We start from the raw sequence: 18239 nt of genomic DNA on the forward strand, positions 1-18239 counted from the left end.
AAAGAAGACCGACGCTCGCAGCGGGCGCGCTGAAGAGTAGGTAGTGTCATACACTTCGCTGGCGTCGGCACCCAGCCGGGTCTGATATTGGCCCGTTGCCGACCTGCTCCATTGCCTGCCAACGGTCAGCCTTTGACCCGAAGCAGACTTGCGCTAGCTTTTCAGAGGGGCCCTCTCACCTTCATCAAAACGAACATGTGAGAACCGGCGGCGATCAACGAGAAAATTACTATTCCCAATTCAGCACCGTGCACATGCTGCGGCGCATATGTTGAAGCCGCCCAAATGAAGAGACGGACGGCGGCCATGAAGGCAATCATCCCCCACATTGCGAGCCATTTTGCGGCGTACCAAGTCGGCTCGCCGTTGCGACCCCATTGCATGGCAACACGCTCGCTTGCGATGCGCGGGCCACGATACAGGTTCAACCCGACGACCAACGCGATAGCGAAGCCAAAGACGTAGTCTGCTGACATCATGCTTTCCGCCTTCTCAAAATTGGCCGAGACTACCCAGAGATGGAGAAGCAATCCATTCTTGTTTAGATGGAGCCGCTCGCGTCTGTTACCTATGGTTGCTGGTAGATTGATGGACGCTACGACCGCTTCTGGCCCTTCTCGGAAGTCCGACAACGTCCGCTTTCGCGCCGCTGTTGGAGGACAGCGGACATCACCCGCGCCTACTCTTAGCAGCAGATTTTATGAGTACGCACCCTAGGGCTTCCTTTGCGCACGCTTTGGGCTGTCACCGTCGTTCTCGTTTGTCTCGGTTCGCCAGCGCAGGCCGCGGGAGAGGCAGACGTGGTGAAGTTCTTCGGTGAACAGCTTGCCGGCCGCGCGGTGGGCGCTCGATAGCGGTCCATCCATTGACACTCTCGGCCAATAGAGCCTGCTAGCGTCAGATCGACGCTTGCGAATGGCGTAGCTCACTTCGCCGCGGACATTCGTGCGGGCGTCAATCTTCAAAGCCGGAAACGTCCGCCGATCTCATGGGCGCATTAAATTCCGCCAAGCCTTGCAATTGACGATGATGAGGTATATGTTGAGGCTGTTCGTTCAGCCGCTGTGCCTTGTTGAATGCGCCTGCGGGCTCCTTTTCCAGAGACATCGACGAAATGAATTTTTTCTGCGTGACGTTCACGCGGAATGTGCGCGTGTGCGCTTTGGAGAAGAACATGACGACAGGTACTGTGAAGTGGTTCAACGGCCAAAAGGGCTTTGGATTCATTCAGCCTAACGACGGCGGGAATGATGTGTTCGTTCACATCAGCGCGGTCGAGCGGGCTGGTCTTGCGGGTCTCGCTGAGGGCCAGAAGGTCAACTTCGAGCTCAAGACCGACAAGATGCGGGGCAAGGTCAGCGCAGAGAATCTCTCGCTGGCATAAAGGCCCTGGCGCCGTTTCACGGATGTACTGAAACGGCCACGCTACCCGCTCGATCCCCCGATTGAGCGGGTTTTGTCCGTTGTCGAGCAGGTGAACAATGAGCGCCAAGAGATCGGCTGAACCGTCGCCTGAAGCCGTCGCACGCTCCAATCGCCAGCGTTTGGCCGCTGAAGAAGGCGCGCGCGCCATGGCGGACGCCGAAAAGCAGGCCGTGGACGTTCGCAAGAACATGGCGCGGCTTCGAGAGCTGCGCGAAGCCAAGGAAGTCGCCGACGCAACCCTTCAAGCATCGTTGCCGGCGCCTGTAACGGCCAAGCGCAACAAGAAGCTGCGGCGATAGTCGTCTCCATACTGCCGACGACATCCGGAGGGCCGGTCACATGCAAAGGATGCGGGTCGTGCCTAGAATTAAATCGGACGGCGGTGGCACCATCACTTTCTTTCTCGCGCTCGGCGCGGGCCGGCAGATGTGCCGACTGGCCACCACGTTTCAGACGCAGAAGCAGGCCTTCAGCTATCTTCAGAAATACCGGACGGAATTCGAGCGCATCGCGCGAACGCGGCTCGCTTCGGGGGAGCTCGAGGACGGGGTCGTCGTGCTCTCGATGCTCTAAAGTGCGATGAGATCGGGATGAAACGCCATCGCGCCTAGGTCATTGTTTGACCGTGATCTTTTCGGAAAACCGGTTCACACTTGCGCTAACGCGGCGCTTCGGGTCCGGATCTTGCTCTAGGCCGGCGTCGGGCGCCCATTTCGATGCAGCTCGTCCAGTGCGATCCGGAACTGGTCCACAACGCTGCTATTCGGAGTGGCTCTTGGGCTTGGCCTCGCGGGCCAATCGCTCCGCTTTCAATCGCTCGCGATTCTCGTTGAAGGATTGCTGGTCCTTCGCATAGTCATTCATCGGCTTTTGGGTTTTGACAGGCTTGAACGCCTTGTTGGCTTCGCGCTTGGCGCGATCAGAGGATTGATCTTTCAACATTTCGACCTCGTTTTGATCAACGAGCGTGGTCCGGACGATAGCTGAATGCCACGCCTCCGGCGCCCACGCTGACAAGGATAGACACCCTCCGGACGAGAAAGGCGGCCAAGTCTTCAGCGTTGAACAGATCTCTTGCGAGGCGCTCAGTCACTCGCCGTGAAGGAGGTGCGCCCGCACTTCTGAGAGCGCACCGGTCAGGATCATAACCGTGGGTCACCGTATGGGTTCCTCGATGACCAATCTGAATTCAACGTTGGTTTGGCCGAACATTCCGCGGATTCAAAGCCAAGACGCTGCAACTGCTCGGCGAAGTCGTTCGGACACTCGCAGTGTCGTTCAGACGAGGGCGAAGGGCGGGTGAAGGGTGCAAGCCCCGAGCCTGATTCCGTAGCTTTGGACCATGGCATAATACTCCTGTTTTGCCCGACGGGTCAAAGAATGTTTCGAAAAATCAGCAATCCCTTTTCGACCAAGGAGTTAGCTACTGTGCATGGGGTTGTTTTTCGACTTTTTGCGTTGATGCCCCGTGATGGCAGGCATTCTCATGCAAAAAGGGCCGCCTCGACGGGCGGCCCTTTGTCTCGCGGCGAACTGCTTTCCGCTTACTCCGCGGCCTGCTTCTGCGGCGGATCGAGTGCGCCGGACTTGTGGATATCGGCGACCTGGTGGTCGCTGAAGCCGAGCACCGAGCGCAGGATCTCGTCGGTGTGCTCGCCGAGCAAGGGCGAGCGGGTCACGTCCGCCGGGCTATCCGACAGCTTGATCGGGTTGCCGACCGAGATGTATTTGCCGCGGGTGGGGTGATCGACCTCGACCACGGTGCCGGTCGCGCGCAGCGACTGGTCCTCGGCGATCTCCTTCATCGACAGGATCGGGCCGCAGGGGATGTCGTCCTTGTTGAGGATTTCCATCGCCTCGAACTTGGTCTTGGTCATCGTCCACTGCTCGATGCGGGCGAAGATCTCGTTGAGGCGCGGCAGGCGGGCCGCCGGCTTGGCGTAGTTCGGATCGGTCTTCCAGGTCGGCTCGCCGATCACGTCGCAGATCTTCTCCCAGACCGGGGCTTGCGTGATGAAGTAGATGTAGGCGTTGGGATCGGTCTCCCAGCCCTTGCACTTCAGGATGCGGCCGGGCTGGCCGCCGCCGGAATCGTTGCCGGCGCGCGGCACGGCATCGCCGAACGGAATGCCTTCGCCGAACTGGCTGTATTCCTTGAGCGGGCCGTGGGCGAGGCGCTGCTGATCGCGCAGCTTGACGCGGCAGAGGTTGAGCACGCCGTCCTGCATCGCTGCCGTGACGCGCTGGCCCTTGCCGGTGTGGGTGCGCTGATAGAGCGCGGTGACGATGCCGAGCGCCAGATGCAGGCCGGTGCCGGAATCGCCGATCTGTGCGCCGGTGACGAGCGGCAGGCCGTCGCGGAAGCCGGTGGTGGAGGCGGCGCCGCCGGTGCACTGCGCGACGTTCTCATAGACCTTGCAGTCTTCGTATGGGCCAGGGCCAAAGCCCTTGATCGAGGCGACGATCATCTTGGGATTGATCTGCTGGATCTTCTCCCAGGGGAAGCCCATGCGATCGAGCACGCCGGGGCCGAAGTTTTCCACCAGCACGTCGCACTTCTTGATCAGCTCGGTCAGGACCTCTTTGCCCTTGGGGTTCTTGGTGTCGAGCGTGATCGAGCGCTTGTTGTGGTTGAGCATGGTGAAATACAGGCTGTCCACGTTCGGGATGTCCTGCAGCTGGCCGCGGGTGATATCACCCACGCCCGGACGCTCCACCTTGATCACGTCGGCGCCGAACCAGGCGAGCAGCTGCGTGCAGGTCGGTCCGGACTGGACGTGGGTGAAGTCGAGAATGCGAACGCCCTCGAGCGCTTTGGTCATCGTGTTGCTCCTGTTACCACTCTGTTTCCGTCATGCCCGCGAAGGCGGGCATCCAGTATTCGCTATCGTTTCGGTTGGGCTCAGTGCTCGCCACAATGGATGGTCCGGCGAATACTGGATTCCCCGCCTGCGCGGGGAATGACCCGCAGTTACTTCTTCTTCTGCAGAACGCTCTGCGGATTGAGGTTGCCGATGCGGCCGCTCTCCGAGCCCGCGGCCGGATCGATCACCGCGTTGATGAGCGTCGGCTTGCCGGACTCCATCGCCTCATTGACCGCGCGCTTGAGCTCGTCGGGCGAGGTGGCATTCACGCCGACGCCGCCGAAAGCTTCCATCATCTTGTCGTAGCGCGCGCCCTTGACGAACACCGTCGTCGCGGGATCGGAGTTGGCGCCGTTGACGTCGGTGCCGCGATAGATGCCGTCATTGTTGAAGATGACGACGCAGATCGGAAGGTTGTAGCGGCAGATGGTCTCGACCTCCATGCCGGAGAAGCCGAACGCGCTGTCGCCTTCCACTGCGAGTACGGGATGACCGGTCTCGAGTGCGGCCGCGATCGCCTGGCCCATGCCGATGCCCATCACGCCCCAGGTGCCGACGTCGAGACGCTTGCGCGGGCGATACATGTCGATGACGCCGCGCGCGAGGTCGAGCGTGTTGGCGCCTTCGTTGACGAGGATCGCCTCGGGGTGCTCCTTGATCACGTTCTTCAACACGCCGAGTGCGCCGTGATAATCCATCGGCGACTTGTTGTTCATGAGCTTCGGCGCCATCTTGGCGACGTTCTCCTCGCGCTTGGACGTGATCGCCTTGGTCCATTCGGCGGGCGGAGCGGTCCAGCTTGAGCCCATCGCCTGGTTGAAGGCGGAGACGACCGAGCCGATGTCGCCGACCACGGGCGCGACGATCTCGACGTTGGAGTCCATCTCCTTCGGCTCGATGTCGACCTGGATGAACTTCTTCGGCGCTTCGCCCCAGCTCTTGCCCTTGCCGTGCGACAGCAGCCAGTTCAGCCGCGCGCCGATCAGCATGACGACGTCGGACTCTTTCAGCACCGTCGAACGGGCGGCGCCGGCGCATTGCGGATGCGTGTCGGGGAGGAGGCCCTTGGCCATGCTCATCGGCAGGAACGGCACGCCGCTCTTCTCGACGAAGCTCTTGATCTCCTCATCGGCCTGCGCGTAGGCCGCGCCCTTGCCGAGGATGATGAGCGGGCGCTTGGCGCTCTTGAGCACATCGAGCGCGCGCTTCACCGAAGCGGGCGAGGGGATCTGTGCGGGTGCAGCGTCAATCACCTTGACCAGCGACTTCTGGCCGGCATCGGCGTTCATCACCTGGCCGAACAGCTTTGCCGGCAGATCGAGATAGACACCGCCGGGACGGCCGGAGACTGCGGCGCGGATGGCGCGGGCAAAGCCGATGCCGATGTCCTGGGCGTGCAGCACGCGATAGGCTGCCTTGCACAGCGGCTTTGCGATCGCGAGCTGGTCCATTTCCTCGTAGTCGCCCTGCTGGAGGTCGACGATCTCGCGCTCGGAGGAGCCCGAGATCAGGATCATCGGATAGCAATTGGTGGTGGCATGCGCGAGCGCGGTGAGACCGTTGAGGAAGCCGGGCGCGGAGACCGTGAGGCACACGCCGGGCTTCTTGGTGAGGTAGCCGGCGATGCCTGCGGCGTAGCCGGCGTTCTGCTCGTGACGGAAGGAGATCACGCGAATACCGGCGGCCTGCGCCATGCGGCCCAAATCCGTGATCGGGATACCCGGCACATTATAGATGGTGTTGATGCCGTTCAGCTTGAGCGCGTCGATAACGAGATGGAAGCCATCCGTCAGTTCCTGCTCGGTGCCCGGTGCTTCGGACTTGGTCGCGGTATTCAGCATGGGCCTTGTCTCCCTGGTCTCTCGTAGTGGGGCGAGTGCTTCGCCCTTCTGGTGAACGTTTGCTAGGTAAAGAGCTACGTGAATAGTTCCTGGCCGTGCGCTTCGACGTACGCGGCAAGGCCAAGGGTGTGATCGCGGGCGCGCTTCTCGGCGAGCTCGGTGTCGCGCGCTTCCAGCGCTTCGATGATGCCGAGGTGCTCGGGCAGTGACGTCGCGGTGCGGTCCTTGCGTCCGATGGTCAGCTGGCGATAGCCGCGCACGTGCAGCAACAGGTCGTTGGTGAGATCGACCAGCACGGGGGATTCCGACAGCGAGATCAGCGCCTGGTGGAAGGCGATGTTGGCGCGCGAATATTCCTCGACATGATCCTCGGGCAGGCGGTCCTTGCCAAAGTCCTTGAAGAAGTCGCGCAGCGCGGTGATGTCCTTCTTGCGCGCGGTGGTGGTGATGAGGCGGGCGGCCATGCTTTCCAGCGCTGCCCAGGCGCGGATCATGTCGACGATCTCGGTCTTGGTCCTGCGCACCACCATGATGCCGCGGCGCGGCACCGTCTTCACGAATCCGTCCTGCTCGAGCATGGCGATGGCTTCGCGGATCGGCGTGCGGCTGACGCCCAGCCGTTCGGACAGCGCGCGCTCGTCGAGCATCACCGGCTCGGGCGTCGAGTAGATGTCCATCTTGAGGATGGCTTCCTTCAAGGCGTCATACGCCTTGTTCTTGAAGCTGCTCTCCGGGGCAATGCGAACGATTGCGATGTCTGCCTCGGCCATATTCGGCAACGCCTTGGTTGGTTTCCGTAGTGACACGACGAATCTCCTCCAGTGGGAGTCGTCTTTTACAGGAATATTAACGGGAAAGTTTTTGGCATACCACATGCCAGAATGTCAAGCTGGCGATTTTTTGCGGCGTTCTAAGGGGTGCACTGGCTTGACAAGTTGGCTTCTGGCATACCAAATGCCATCGCCAGCCATTTTTGATCCAAGCCGGCGGAGTAGTCTTGGGCTTATGCCACTCCGTTCCGCCCTGGAACAGAGCGCGGCGAATGGCACGCATCACCGGCAGCCGCTAACCACGCGCGCGCTTTGCAAAGAACGAACTAAGGTCAAGGGAGAAGCCACATGTCCAATTCCAAAGATGCCGTCCGCAAGGTGCTTGACCAGGTCAAGGCGGACAACCGCACCAGCCTGACGGCGCCGGAAGGCAAGCTGGTCTGTGACGCCTACGGCATTCCGGTGCCGAAGGAGGGCGTGGCCAAGTCGGCGGGCGAAGCCGGCAAGATGGCGTCCGCGATGGGCTTCCCCGTCGTGATGAAGATCGTCTCGCCGGACATTCTCCACAAGACCGAAGCCGGCGGCGTCATCGTTGGCCTCAAGACGGCCGAGGAGGCCGAAAAGGCCTACGAGACCATTCTTTCCAACGCCAAGAAATACAAGTCCGATGCCAAGATCGAGGGCATTCAGGTGCAGCAGATGCTGGCCGGCGGCACCGAAGTCATCGTCGGCTCGATCACCGACGGCTCGTTCGGCAAGCTGGTCGCCTTCGGCCTCGGTGGCGTGCTGGTCGAAGTCTTGAAGGACATCACCTTCCGCCTCGCACCTGCGACCAAGGAAGACGCGCTCTCGATGCTCGATGGCATCCAGGCGCATGAGATCCTAAAGGGCGTGCGCGGCGGCGAGGCGGTGAACCGCACGGCGCTCGCCGACGTCATCGTCAAGGTCTCGCAGCTCGTCACCGACTTCCCTGAGATCGTCGAACTCGACCTCAACCCGGTGTTCGCGACGGCGAAGGGCGCAACCGCCGCCGACGTTCGTATCGTCGTCGACTTCGCCTACGTTCCCAAGCCGAAGCCGCGCCCGACCGAAGAGATCGTCGCGGCGATGAACCGCATCATGCAGCCGAAAGCGGTCGCGGTGGTCGGCGCCTCCGCCGAAGACGGCAAGATCGGCAACTCCGTGATGAAGAATCTGATCAACGGCGGCTACAAGGGTGAGATCTATCCGATCCATCCCAAGGCCGCCGAGATCCTTGGCTACAAAGCCTATAAGAGCGTCAAGGACGTGCCCGGCGTGATCGACGTCGCGGTGTTCGCGATCCCCGCGAAGTTCGTGGCGGCGGCGCTGATCGAATGCGGAGAGAAGAAAATCCCGGGCGCGGTGCTGATTCCGTCGGGCTTTGCGGAGGCCGGCGCGCCCGAGCTCCAGGCCGAGATCGTCGAGGTCGGCAAGAAGTACGACATTCGCCTGATGGGGCCGAACATCTACGGCTTCTACTATACCCCGGCCAACCTCTGCGCGACCTTCTGCACGGCTTATGACGTCAAGGGTCACGCGGCGCTGTCGTCGCAGTCGGGCGGGATCGGCATGGCCATCATCGGCTTCTCTCGCTCGGCCAAGATGGGCGTGTCGGCGATCGTCGGCCTCGGCAACAAGTCGGACATCGACGAGGACGATCTGCTCGCCTTCTTCGAGCAGGATCCGAACACCAATTTGATCGCGCAGCACTGCGAAGACCTCAAGGACGGCCGCGCATTCGCGGAAGCCGCAAAACGCGTCTCCAAGAAGAAGCCGGTCGTCGTGCTCAAGGCCGGCCGTACCTCGGCAGGCGCGAAGGCGGCGTCCTCGCACACCGGCGCGCTCGCCGGTAACGACCGGATCTACGAAGACGTGTTCAAGCAGTCCGGCGTGATCCGCGCGCGGTCCCTGCGCCAGTTGCTCGAATTCGCCCGCGGCGTTCCGGTGCTGCCGACGCCCAAGGGTGAGAACGTACTGATCATCACCGGTGCCGGCGGCTCGGGCGTGCTGCTGTCGGACTCCTGCGTCGACAACGGCCTGTCGCTGATGTCGATGCCGCCGGACCTCGATGCGGCGTTCCGCAAGTTCATCCCGCCGTTCGGCGCGGCCGGAAACCCTGTGGATATCACCGGCGGCGAGCCGCCGATCACCTACGTCAACACCGTCAAGCTCGGCCTGTCGGATGAGCGCATCCATGCGCTGATCCTCGGCTACTGGCACACCATCGTCACCCCGCCGATGGTGTTCGCCCGCAACATGGTCGAGGTGAAGAAGGAGATGGAGGCCAAGGGTTTCGTGAAGCCGATGGTCGCCTCGCTCGCCGGCGACGTCGAGGTCGAGGAAGCCGCCGAATATCTCTACCAGAACGGCATCCCGGCCTATGCCTATTCGACCGAGCTGCCGGTCGAGGTGCTGGGCGCCAAGTACAAATGGGCGCGCGGGGCAGGGCTGCTCTGAGCGTTATCTGTCATCCCGGGGCGACGCGACGGGACCGCGCAAGCGCGGCCCGGAGGGTCCCCGGGATCTCGAGATTCCGGGTCTGGTACGCCAGGCTCGCGCTGCGCGCAGTCCCGGCGCACCATCCCGGAATGACGGACGCATAAGCGGCAGGTCGCGATGAGGAAGAACGTGATCCGGCGCAAATCGCTCGAGCCAAGGTCGACCGCAGAGGCCGACCACGAGGTGCGCGACGGCGGCGTGCAGTCCGTCGACCGCGCGCTATCGATCCTTGAAACGCTCGCCGAGGACGATGAAGGCTATCGCCTCAGCGATCTCGCCGTCCGCACCGGCCTGTCGGCCTCCACCGTGCACCGCCTGCTGGCGACGCTGGAAAGCCGACGCTTCGTGCAGTTCGACCGCGCCGAATCCAAATGGCATGTCGGCGTGCGCAGCTTCACAGTCGGCGCGAGCTTCGCGCGGCGGCGCAATTTCTCCACGCAGGCGATCCCTTACTTGCGCAAGCTGCGCGATCTTACCCGCGAGACCGCCAATCTCGCCGTCGTCGACGACGAGTTCATCATCGTCCTAACCCGCATGGAGAGCCGCGAGATCATGCGATCGCTGACCCAGGTCGGCGGCCGTGTCCCCATGGTGACTTCCGGTGTCGGCAAGGCGGTGCTCGCGACCTATTCCGACGAGGACGTCGGCGCCGTCATTCGCCACCACGGCATGCCCCGCCTGACCGAGAAGTCGATCGTGCGGCCGAGCGACCTGTTCAAAGAGCTCGAAAAGATCCGCAAGCAGGGCTACGCGCTCGACGATGAAGAGGCCTGCATGGGTCTGCGCTGTGTCGCCGCGGTCGTCTACAATGACTGCGCCGAGCCGCTCGCGGCGATTTCGGTCTCCGGCATGACGAGCCGGCTGACCGACCAGAGGTTGCCGGAAATCGGACAAATCGTGCGAGATGTCGCCGCCGAACTGACGGCAGCGCTCGGCGGGGTCATCCCGACGCCCCTCTAACCAGAACCACCGGGGTGATGTCACTGGACAGCATCGGCCGTTTTGGCTGATATGCGACCAAACGACACAATGCGGCAAACGTCCGCATGAGCCTGGAGATGCCCCCATGTTTCAATTTCCCGCGCGCGTTATCGGCGCAGCCGTCGCGTTGACCCTCGCGGCAGCCAATCCGGCTTTTGCCCAGCAGCTCGAGCTCAAGCTGATGGCGCCGGCGGCGCCGGGCGGCGGCTGGGACCAGACTGCGCGCTCGATGCAGCAGGCGCTGGTGGCCTCCGGCGTCGCGCGCAGCGTGCAGGTCAACAACGTTCCCGGCGCCGGCGGTAGCGTCGGCATCGCCCAGTTCGTCAACGGGGCCAAGGGCGACGGCAACCAGATGATGGTCAACGGCTTCGTCATGGTGGGCGCCCTCGCCATGAACAAGTCGCCCGTCACGCTCGAGCAGGTGACGCCGATCGCGCGCCTCACCGAGGAAATCCAGGTGATCGTGGTGCCCGCCAATTCGCCGATCAAGAATGCGCAGGATCTCGCCGCCGCGGTGAAGGCCGATATCGCCAAGGTGACCTTCGCCGGCGGCTCGGCCGGCGGCGTCGACCACGTGATGGCGGCGCTGTTCGCCGGCGCCGTCGGGGCCGACGCGAAGAAGATCAACTACATCCCGTTCTCCGGCGGCGGCGAGTCGCTGGCGGCGATTCTCGGCGGCAAGGTCACTGCGGGCATTTCGGGGCTGAGTGAATATGAAGGGCAGATCAAGTCCGGCAAGCTGCGTGCGATCGGCGTAACCTCGGAGAAGCGCATCGCCGGCAGCGACATCCCGACTTTCAAGGAGCAGGGCATCGATCTCGTGATCGCCAACTGGCGCTCGGTGGTCGCACCTCCCGGCATCACGCCGGAGCAGCGCAAGATTTTGAGCGATGCGGTCGAGAAGATGGTGAAATCGGACGCCTGGAAGGAGATCCTCAAGCAGAAGGGCTGGGAGGATGCCTATCTCGGTGGCGACGCATTCGCCGACTTCCTGAAAAAGGAGACGACACGCGTCACCGACGTGCTGAAATCGGTCGGCCTGGTCAAGTCATGACCTCAGTCGATCCGGCCCACTCGCGGCGGCACGTCGATCGTGCCGGTCTGGTCATCGCCGCACTGCTCGCAGCTCTCGCCGCGGTGCTGGTCTGGGACGCACGCGGCCTGCCGTCCACCGGGATGTACGGGATGGGGCCCGAAGCGATGCCCGTCGTGGTCGCCTCCGGGCTTACGCTGCTGGCGATCGGCAATTTCATCGACGCGCTACGTGGCAATCTGCCGGCGCGCGAGAGTGCCGATCCCGTCCCCGTGGTTCTGATCCTCGTCGGCCTTGCGCTGCTGATCGCCATCATCGGCTTCGGTGGCGGGTTCATCCTGTCGACCTCGGCACTGTTCGTCACGACCTCAGCCGCGTTCGGACGCCGTGCCATCCTTGCCGATTCCATCATCGCCCTCGTGATGTCGACGCTCATCTATCTCGCATTTGATCGGCTGCTGACGCTGAGCCTTCCGGCTGGCCCTCTGGAGCGACTGCTGTGATCGACACTTTTGCCGCGCTCGCTCATGGCATGGCAGTCGCCATCCAGCCGATGAATCTGCTCTATGCGCTGATTGGCGTGTTCCTCGGCACCGCCGTTGGCGTGCTGCCCGGCATCGGGCCGGCGCTCACGGTCGCACTGCTCTTGCCGGTCACCTACAAGCTCGATCCCGGCGGCTCGCTGATCATGTTCGCCGGCATTTATTACGGCGGCATGTATGGCGGCTCGACCACCGCGATCCTCATCAACACGCCCGGCGAGAGCGCCTCGATGGCGACCGCGCTCGAAGGCAACAAGATGGCCAAGGCCGGCCGCGGCGGGCCGGCGCTTGCGACCTCCGCAATCGGCTCCTTCGTCGCCGGCACCATCGCCACTATCGGTCTGGCGTTCCTCGCGCCGTGGCTGGTCGATTTCGCCGTGCGCTTTGGCCCGGAGGATTATTTCGCGCTGATGTGCGTCGCCTATGTCACGGTGTCGGCTACTTTCGGCGATTCCCCGATCCGCGGCCTGACCAGCCTGTTCATCGGCCTGACGCTCGGTCTTATCGGCATCGACAAGCTGACCGGCCAGGCGCGGCTTGCGTTCGGCATCCCCGAGCTGCTCGATGGCGTCGAGGTGACGACGCTTGCGGTTGGTCTGTTCGCGGTGGGCGAGGCGCTCTACGTCGCATCGCGCCGCCACCACACCGAGGAGAAGCTCGAGCCGGTGCGTGGCTCGCTGTGGATGACGAAGGAGGACTGGAAGCGCTCGTGGAAGCCGTGGCTCCGCGGCACCATGTTCGGCTTCCCGATCGGCGCGTTGCCTGCGGGCGGTGCGGAGATTCCGACCTTCCTGTCCTACTCGACCGAGAAGCGGCTGACAAAACATCCGGAAGAGTTCGGCAAGGGCGCGATCGAAGGCGTTGCGGGACCGGAGGCCGCCAACAATGCCTCCGCCGCGGGCACGCTGGTGCCGCTGCTCACGCTCGGGCTGCCGACCTCGGCGACGGCCGCGATGATGCTCGCAGGTTTCCAGCAATACGGTCTCAACCCGGGACCGTTGCTGTTCGCCGAACGGCCCGACCTGGTGTGGGGCCTCATCGCCAGCCTCTTCATCGCCAATGCGATGCTGCTGGTGCTCAATCTGCCGCTGGTCGGCCTGTGGGTGCGGCTGCTCGCGATCCCGCAGCCCTGGCTCTATGCCGGCATCCTCGTGTTCGCAACCATGGGCACCATCGCCGCAAAGCCGTCGGTGGTCGAGTTGTCGATGCTGGCCGGCTTTGGCGTGCTCGGTTTCCTGATGCGCCGCTTCGATTTTCCGATCGCGCCCGTGGTCGTCGGCCTGATCCTCGGTCCGATCGCCGAGAGCCAATTGCGCAGGGCACTCGCGATCAGCCTCGGCGATCCCATGACGCTGGTTCAGAGCCCGATCTCGGCGACCCTGCTCGGCGTCGCGCTGATCGCGCTGCTGGCACCCTTCGTCCTGAAGGGACTCGGGCGATTTAGGGCGAACGAGGATTAGCGGAGCCTAGAAGGTGGAGCGCGTCTGCCCGATGCGTAAGCACGGATGCCGCATTATTTGAGTTGCCCCTGCCGCCGTCGGGGGCAACCATCACTGGGCTGTCCATTCCCACGCGAGAGCCCCGATGACCAAACTCACTCGTTTTGCCGTCGCGCCGCTGCACAGCATGACGCGATGCCTCGCCGACGTCGCATCCGCACGCGCCACGCCGGATCTGGTCGTCACCGGCGCGCGGGTGCTCTCGACCTATTCGGAGCGCATCCAAGCGAGCCGCGAGGTCTGGATCACCGGCGGCCGCATCGCGGCGGTGAAGCCGGCCGGGGCGGCGAAAACTGTTTGGAGCGATGTTCCTCTTTACGATGCGGCCGGCGGCATCATCGCGCCGGGCCTGGTCGATCCGCACATCCATATCGAATCCTCGATGGTGACGGCCTGCGCCTACGCGGAAGCCGCGCTGCTCAACGGCACCACCACGATCTTCTGCGACAGCCATGAGATCGGCAACGTCATGGACGTGGCCGGCATCGAGGCGATGCTCGAGGATGCACGCGAGGCGCCGCTCTCGATCTTCCTGACGGTGCCGAGCACCGTGCCGGCAACGTCTGCGGAGTTGGAGACCGCCGGCGGCGATCTCACGCCGGAGAAGATCGCGGGCCTGTTCGACCGCTGGCCCGAAGCGGTGGCGCTCGGCGAGAAGATGGACTTTGTTCCGGTGACGATGGGCGACGAGCGCAGCCATGCCATTCTGGCGGCAGCGTTGAAGCGGGGACGGCCGGTGTCCGGTCACGTCTATGGTCGCGAATTCGTCGCCGCCTATGCGGCGAGTGGCGTCACCGACACGCACGAGGCGATCGACCGCGACATCGCCGACGACCTGCTCGACGCCGGCGTCTGGGTGTTCCTGCGCGGCGGTCCGCCAACGACGCCCTGGCACTCGCTGCCGCAGGCGATCCGCACCATCACCGAGCTCGGGGCCTCGCACAAGCGCACGGCCGTGTGCACCGACGACCGGGATGCTGACGATCTGCTGCTGTTCGGTCTCGACTGGGTGGTACGCGAAGCCGTGAAGGCGGGGATGTCGCCGGAGCAGGCCTGGTCGATGGGCTCGCTACATGGCGCGACGCGCTTCGGCATGGAGGGCGATATCGGCGGGCTCGGCGGCGGCCGCCGCGCCGATCTCGTGCTGATGGATGACAATCTCAAGCCGCAATGCACCTGGTATGGCGGCGAGCTCGTGGTCGAGCACCGCAAGATCACCTCACGGCTCGATCAGGCGCTGTCACAGCGCTACCAATATCCGAAAGCCGCTTACGCCACCGTGAACTTGCCCGAGAAGGTCAAGTTGACGCCGGAACTGCCGGCAAAGGCTTGCACCGTCAATGCGATCAAGACTGCGCTGCCGGGCATTACGCTGATCCACGAGAAGGTCAGGGTCGAGCCCGCCAATGACTGGCCGGAGCTGTTTGCGCGCTATGGCCTGTGCTTCGTCACGGTGGTCGAGCGCCACGGCAAGTCCGCCGGCAACGTCGCGTACGGCCTGTTGAAGGATTTTGGCCTGAAGCGCGGTGCGGTGGCCTCCAGCGTCGGCCACGATAGCCACAACATCATCGTCGCTGGGACCAACGAGGGCGACATGCAGGTGGCGGTATCGGCGATCAGGGAGCGCCAGGGCGGCGTCTGTGTGGTGGCCGACGGCGAGGTGAGGGCGTTGGTTCCGCTGCCGATCGCAGGCTTGCTCTCTGACAAGCGCGTCACCGAGGTGGCCGAAGAGGTCAAGGAGCTCAAGAAGGAATGGGCGGAGGCCGGCTGCACCATCCCCTACATGGGCTTCAATTTGATTCCGCTATCGGTCATTCCGGAAATTCGTATCACCGACAAGGGCATCGTTCTCGTGCCGCAGATGGAGCTGGCGCCGCTGTTCGAGTGATCTCCTTTCACTTGCATCTCGATCTAACCGATTGAGACCGCCGCTATTTTTCCGCGGCTGCCGCATCGTGGAAAATAAAATCGATCTCGTTGAGATCGCATCTTGCACGCTGGATGATCTCGCTCGCTGACGCAACCAAGCGAGGTCCGATATGGCGAAGATGCGAGCCGTCGATGCAGCCGTACGAATTCTGGAGAAGGAAGGCATCTCCACCGCCTTCGGGGTTCCCGGGGCAGCGATCAATCCGCTTTACTCGGCGCTGAAGAAGCGCGGCTCGATCCGCCATATCCTTGCGCGCCATGTCGAGGGCGCTTCGCACATGGCTGAAGGGTACACGCGGGCCAAGGCGGGCAATATCGGCGTCTGCATCGGCACTTCGGGACCGGCTGGCACCGACATGATCACCGGGCTGTATTCAGCCATTGCCGATTCCATTCCGATCCTCTGCATCACCGGACAGGCCCCCCGGGCGCGGCTCTACAAGGAGGACTTTCAGGCCGTCGATATCGAGTCGATCGCAAAGCCCGTGACCAAATGGGCGGTGACGGTGCGCGAGCCGGCGCTGGTGCCGCGCGTGTTCAGCCAGGCGTTTCACGTGATGCGCTCTGGAAGGCCGGGTCCGGTGCTGATCGACATGCCCCTCGACGTGCAGCTCGCCGAAATCGAGTTCGACGACGAGACCTACGAGCCGCTACCGGTCTACAAGCCGGCTGCTTCGCGCAAGCAGGTCGAGAAGGCGCTGGAGATGCTCAATGCCGCCGAGCGGCCGTTGATCGTCGCGGGCGGCGGCATCATCAACGCCGATGCCTCCGATCTGCTGGTCGAATTCGCCGAGATCGCGAACGTGCCTGTCGTGCCGACGCTCATGGGGTGGGGCGCGATCCCCGACGATCACGTGCTGATGGCCGGGATGGTCGGGCTTCAAACCAGCCACCGCTATGGCAACGCGACGCTGCTGGAGTCGGATTTCGTGCTCGGCATCGGCAACCGCTGGGCCAATCGTCACACCGGCTCGGTCGAGACCTACACCAAGGGCCGTAAATTCGTTCACGTGGACATCGAGCCGACGCAGATCGGGCGCGTGTTCAATCCCGATCTCGGCATCGTCTCGGACGCGAAGGCTGCGCTCGAATTGTTCGTCACTGTCGCGAGGGAGTGGCGCCGGTCAGGCAGGCTCCGCGAGCGCCAGGCGTGGCCAGCGTCATGCCGCGATCGCAAGGGGACGATGCTGCGCAAGAGCCATTTCGACAACGTGCCGATCAAGCCGCAGCGCGTCTATGAAGAGATGAATAAGGCGTTCGGCCGCGACACCATTTATGTCACCGTGATCGGCCTGTCGCAGATCGCCGGCGCGCAATTCCTCGGCGTCTACAAGCCGCGCAACTGGATCAATGCAGGCCAGGCCGGGCCGCTCGGGTGGACGCTGCCCGCCGCACTCGGCGTGCGCGCTGCGTGTCCCGAGCGAGAGATCGTCGCGCTGTCAGGCGACTACGACTTCCAGTTCTTGATCGAGGAGCTCGCGGTCGGCGCGCAGTTCAATCTGCCCTACATCCACGTCGTCGTGAACAATTCCTATCTCGGGCTGATCCGCCAGGCTCAGCGCGGCTTCGACATGGACTATCACGTTCAGCTCTCCTTCGAGAACATCAACGCGCCCGAGATCGGCGTCTACGGCGTCGATCATGTCGCCGTCGCCGAAGGTCTCGGCTGCAAGGCGATCCGCGTCACCGACCCGAAGGACACGCAAGCGGCGTTCGCGACGGCGCGTGAATTGATGGCCAAGCACCGCGTGCCCGTCGTGGTCGAGTTCATCCTCGAACGCGTCACCAACATCGCCATGGGCACGGAGATCGACAACATCGTCGAGTTCGAGGAGGTGCTGGACCTGCCACTTGACGAGGTCGAGGCGGCGCGACCCGGCGTGCTTCAGCCGGCCGAATAGGGAGGACAGCATCATGCCGAAATTCGCCGCCAACCTCACCATGCTCTTCAACGAGATGCCGTTCCTCGATCGCTTCGCCGCTGCGAAGGCGGCGGGATTTTCCGGGGTCGAATATCTCTTTCCCTACGATTTCGATAAGGCGCAGGTGCGCGAGCAGCTCGAGGCCCACGGCTTGACGCAGGTGCTGCACAACCTGCCGGCCGGCAATTGGGCAGCGGGTGAGCGCGGCATCGCGATCCTGCCCGATCGCACCGCCGAATTTCGCGACGGCGTATTCCGCGCCATCGACTACGCCAAGGCGCTCGATTGCGAGCAGCTCAACTGCCTCGTCGGCATCGCGCCTGCCGATGCCGACCGGCGCGAGCTCAACGAGACGCTGGTGGGCAATCTGCGCTTTGCCGCCTCGACGCTGGCGCGGGAGAACATCAAGCTGCTGATCGAGCCGATCAACACGCTCGACATTCCCGGCTTCCATCTCAACGGGACCGAGCAGGCGGTGCAGCTGATCTCAGAGGTGCGATCGAACAACCTGTTCATCCAGTACGACATCTATCACATGCAGATCATGGAGGGCGATCTCGCCCGCACCATGCAGGAATACCTTCCCCAGATCGCGCACATCCAGCTTGCCGACAATCCCGGGCGCCATGAGCCCGGCACCGGCGAGATCAACTATCCCTTCCTGTTCCGCCACCTCGACGCGATCGGCTATCGCGGCTGGATCGGCTGCGAATACAAGCCGCGCACCACGACGTTGGAAGGACTCTCATGGCACGCGGCGCAGACGTTTGAGACGTGAGCGTCGGGGACCAGATGCGGCAGCGATGACAGTGCCCTCCCTCTCCCGCTTGCGGGAGAGGGTTGGGGAGAGGGTGTTTCCGCGTTGGGACTGTTGAGGTGCACCGAGAATATCCCCAAGGGGATAAAGCCCTCA

17 protein-coding genes are annotated in these 18239 nt (G+C 63.4%); 11 read left to right on the plus strand and 6 right to left on the minus strand.

Going from position 1 to position 18239, the window contains the following annotated elements:
* Positions 1-161: 161 nt before the first annotated feature.
* Together IVA87_RS10095 and IVA87_RS10100 are read right to left on the minus strand one after the other, a co-directional pair.
* Entirely contained in the window at positions 162-479 is a 318-nt protein-coding gene (locus IVA87_RS10095) for a DUF1648 domain-containing protein (protein ID WP_247333466.1), read from the minus strand.
* Positions 480-954: 475 nt separating this feature from the next.
* The gene (locus IVA87_RS10100) at positions 955-1176 is read right to left on the minus strand and encodes a hypothetical protein (RefSeq protein ID WP_247306270.1); all 222 of its coding nucleotides are present in this window, start codon (positions 1174-1176) and stop codon (positions 955-957) included.
* On the opposite strand from IVA87_RS10100, the gene IVA87_RS10105 reads away from it, so the two are divergent.
* From IVA87_RS10105 to IVA87_RS10115, 3 genes are all read left to right on the plus strand, one after another.
* Entirely contained in the window at positions 1175-1384 is a 210-nt protein-coding gene (locus tag IVA87_RS10105) for a cold-shock protein (protein WP_007593324.1), read from the plus strand. The two genes, IVA87_RS10100 and IVA87_RS10105, sit on opposite strands and share 2 nt — an antisense overlap.
* A 97-nt stretch (positions 1385-1481) precedes the next feature.
* Complete coding sequence (locus IVA87_RS10110; RefSeq protein ID WP_247278262.1) at positions 1482-1724, plus strand: transcriptional regulator; 243 nt, start codon at positions 1482-1484, stop codon at positions 1722-1724.
* A gap of 49 nt (positions 1725-1773) precedes the next feature.
* Positions 1774-1998, plus strand: coding sequence for a hypothetical protein (locus IVA87_RS10115; RefSeq protein WP_247278277.1), 225 nt, complete (start codon positions 1774-1776; stop codon positions 1996-1998).
* Positions 1999-2184: 186 nt separating this feature from the next.
* On the opposite strand, the gene IVA87_RS10120 is transcribed toward IVA87_RS10115, so the two are convergent.
* From IVA87_RS10120 to IVA87_RS10135, 4 genes are all read right to left on the minus strand, one after another.
* On the minus strand, positions 2185-2367 hold the full coding sequence (locus IVA87_RS10120; RefSeq protein ID WP_247306267.1) for a hypothetical protein: 183 nt from the start codon (positions 2365-2367) through the stop codon (positions 2185-2187).
* Between the two features lie 602 nt (positions 2368-2969).
* A complete protein-coding gene (frc, locus tag IVA87_RS10125) occupies positions 2970-4247 on the minus strand; it encodes a formyl-CoA transferase (RefSeq protein WP_247306264.1) in 1278 nt (425 codons plus the stop codon).
* Between the two features lie 149 nt (positions 4248-4396).
* The gene (oxc, locus tag IVA87_RS10130) at positions 4397-6130 is read right to left on the minus strand and encodes an oxalyl-CoA decarboxylase (protein WP_247278260.1); all 1734 of its coding nucleotides are present in this window, start codon (positions 6128-6130) and stop codon (positions 4397-4399) included.
* 74 nt (positions 6131-6204) lie between these two features.
* The gene (locus IVA87_RS10135) at positions 6205-6900 is read right to left on the minus strand and encodes a GntR family transcriptional regulator (RefSeq protein ID WP_247278275.1); all 696 of its coding nucleotides are present in this window, start codon (positions 6898-6900) and stop codon (positions 6205-6207) included.
* A gap of 348 nt (positions 6901-7248) precedes the next feature.
* Here IVA87_RS10135 and IVA87_RS10140 point away from each other — a divergent pair, with 348 nt between their 5' ends.
* The 8 genes from IVA87_RS10140 to hyi all read left to right on the plus strand — a co-directional run bounded on the left by IVA87_RS10140 (position 7249) and on the right by hyi (position 18104).
* On the plus strand, positions 7249-9378 hold the full coding sequence (locus IVA87_RS10140) for an acetate--CoA ligase family protein (protein ID WP_247306262.1): 2130 nt from the start codon (positions 7249-7251) through the stop codon (positions 9376-9378).
* A gap of 159 nt (positions 9379-9537) precedes the next feature.
* A complete protein-coding gene (locus IVA87_RS10145; protein ID WP_247333467.1) occupies positions 9538-10380 on the plus strand; it encodes an IclR family transcriptional regulator in 843 nt (280 codons plus the stop codon).
* A 106-nt stretch (positions 10381-10486) separates the two neighbouring features.
* Complete coding sequence (locus tag IVA87_RS10150) at positions 10487-11455, plus strand: tripartite tricarboxylate transporter substrate binding protein (protein WP_247333469.1); 969 nt, start codon at positions 10487-10489, stop codon at positions 11453-11455.
* Positions 11452-11937, plus strand: coding sequence for a tripartite tricarboxylate transporter TctB family protein (locus IVA87_RS10155; protein WP_247306256.1), 486 nt, complete (start codon positions 11452-11454; stop codon positions 11935-11937). Before IVA87_RS10150 ends, IVA87_RS10155 begins: the two co-directional genes overlap by 4 nt.
* Before the next feature lie 29 nt (positions 11938-11966).
* The gene (locus IVA87_RS10160; protein ID WP_247333534.1) at positions 11967-13436 is read left to right on the plus strand and encodes a tripartite tricarboxylate transporter permease; all 1470 of its coding nucleotides are present in this window, start codon (positions 11967-11969) and stop codon (positions 13434-13436) included.
* 124 nt (positions 13437-13560) lie between these two features.
* A complete protein-coding gene (locus tag IVA87_RS10165; RefSeq protein ID WP_247306254.1) occupies positions 13561-15363 on the plus strand; it encodes an adenine deaminase C-terminal domain-containing protein in 1803 nt (600 codons plus the stop codon).
* A gap of 151 nt (positions 15364-15514) precedes the next feature.
* The gene (gene gcl / locus IVA87_RS10170) at positions 15515-17305 is read left to right on the plus strand and encodes a glyoxylate carboligase (RefSeq protein ID WP_247333470.1); all 1791 of its coding nucleotides are present in this window, start codon (positions 15515-15517) and stop codon (positions 17303-17305) included.
* A 13-nt stretch (positions 17306-17318) separates the two neighbouring features.
* Positions 17319-18104, plus strand: a complete 786-nt coding sequence (gene hyi / locus IVA87_RS10175; RefSeq protein ID WP_247306250.1) for a hydroxypyruvate isomerase — start codon at positions 17319-17321, stop codon at positions 18102-18104.
* Positions 18105-18239 lie beyond the last annotated feature (135 nt).

The sequence above is a fragment of the Bradyrhizobium sp. 147 genome (assembly GCF_023073935.1).
In the GTDB taxonomy this organism is placed as follows: domain Bacteria; phylum Pseudomonadota; class Alphaproteobacteria; order Rhizobiales; family Xanthobacteraceae; genus Bradyrhizobium.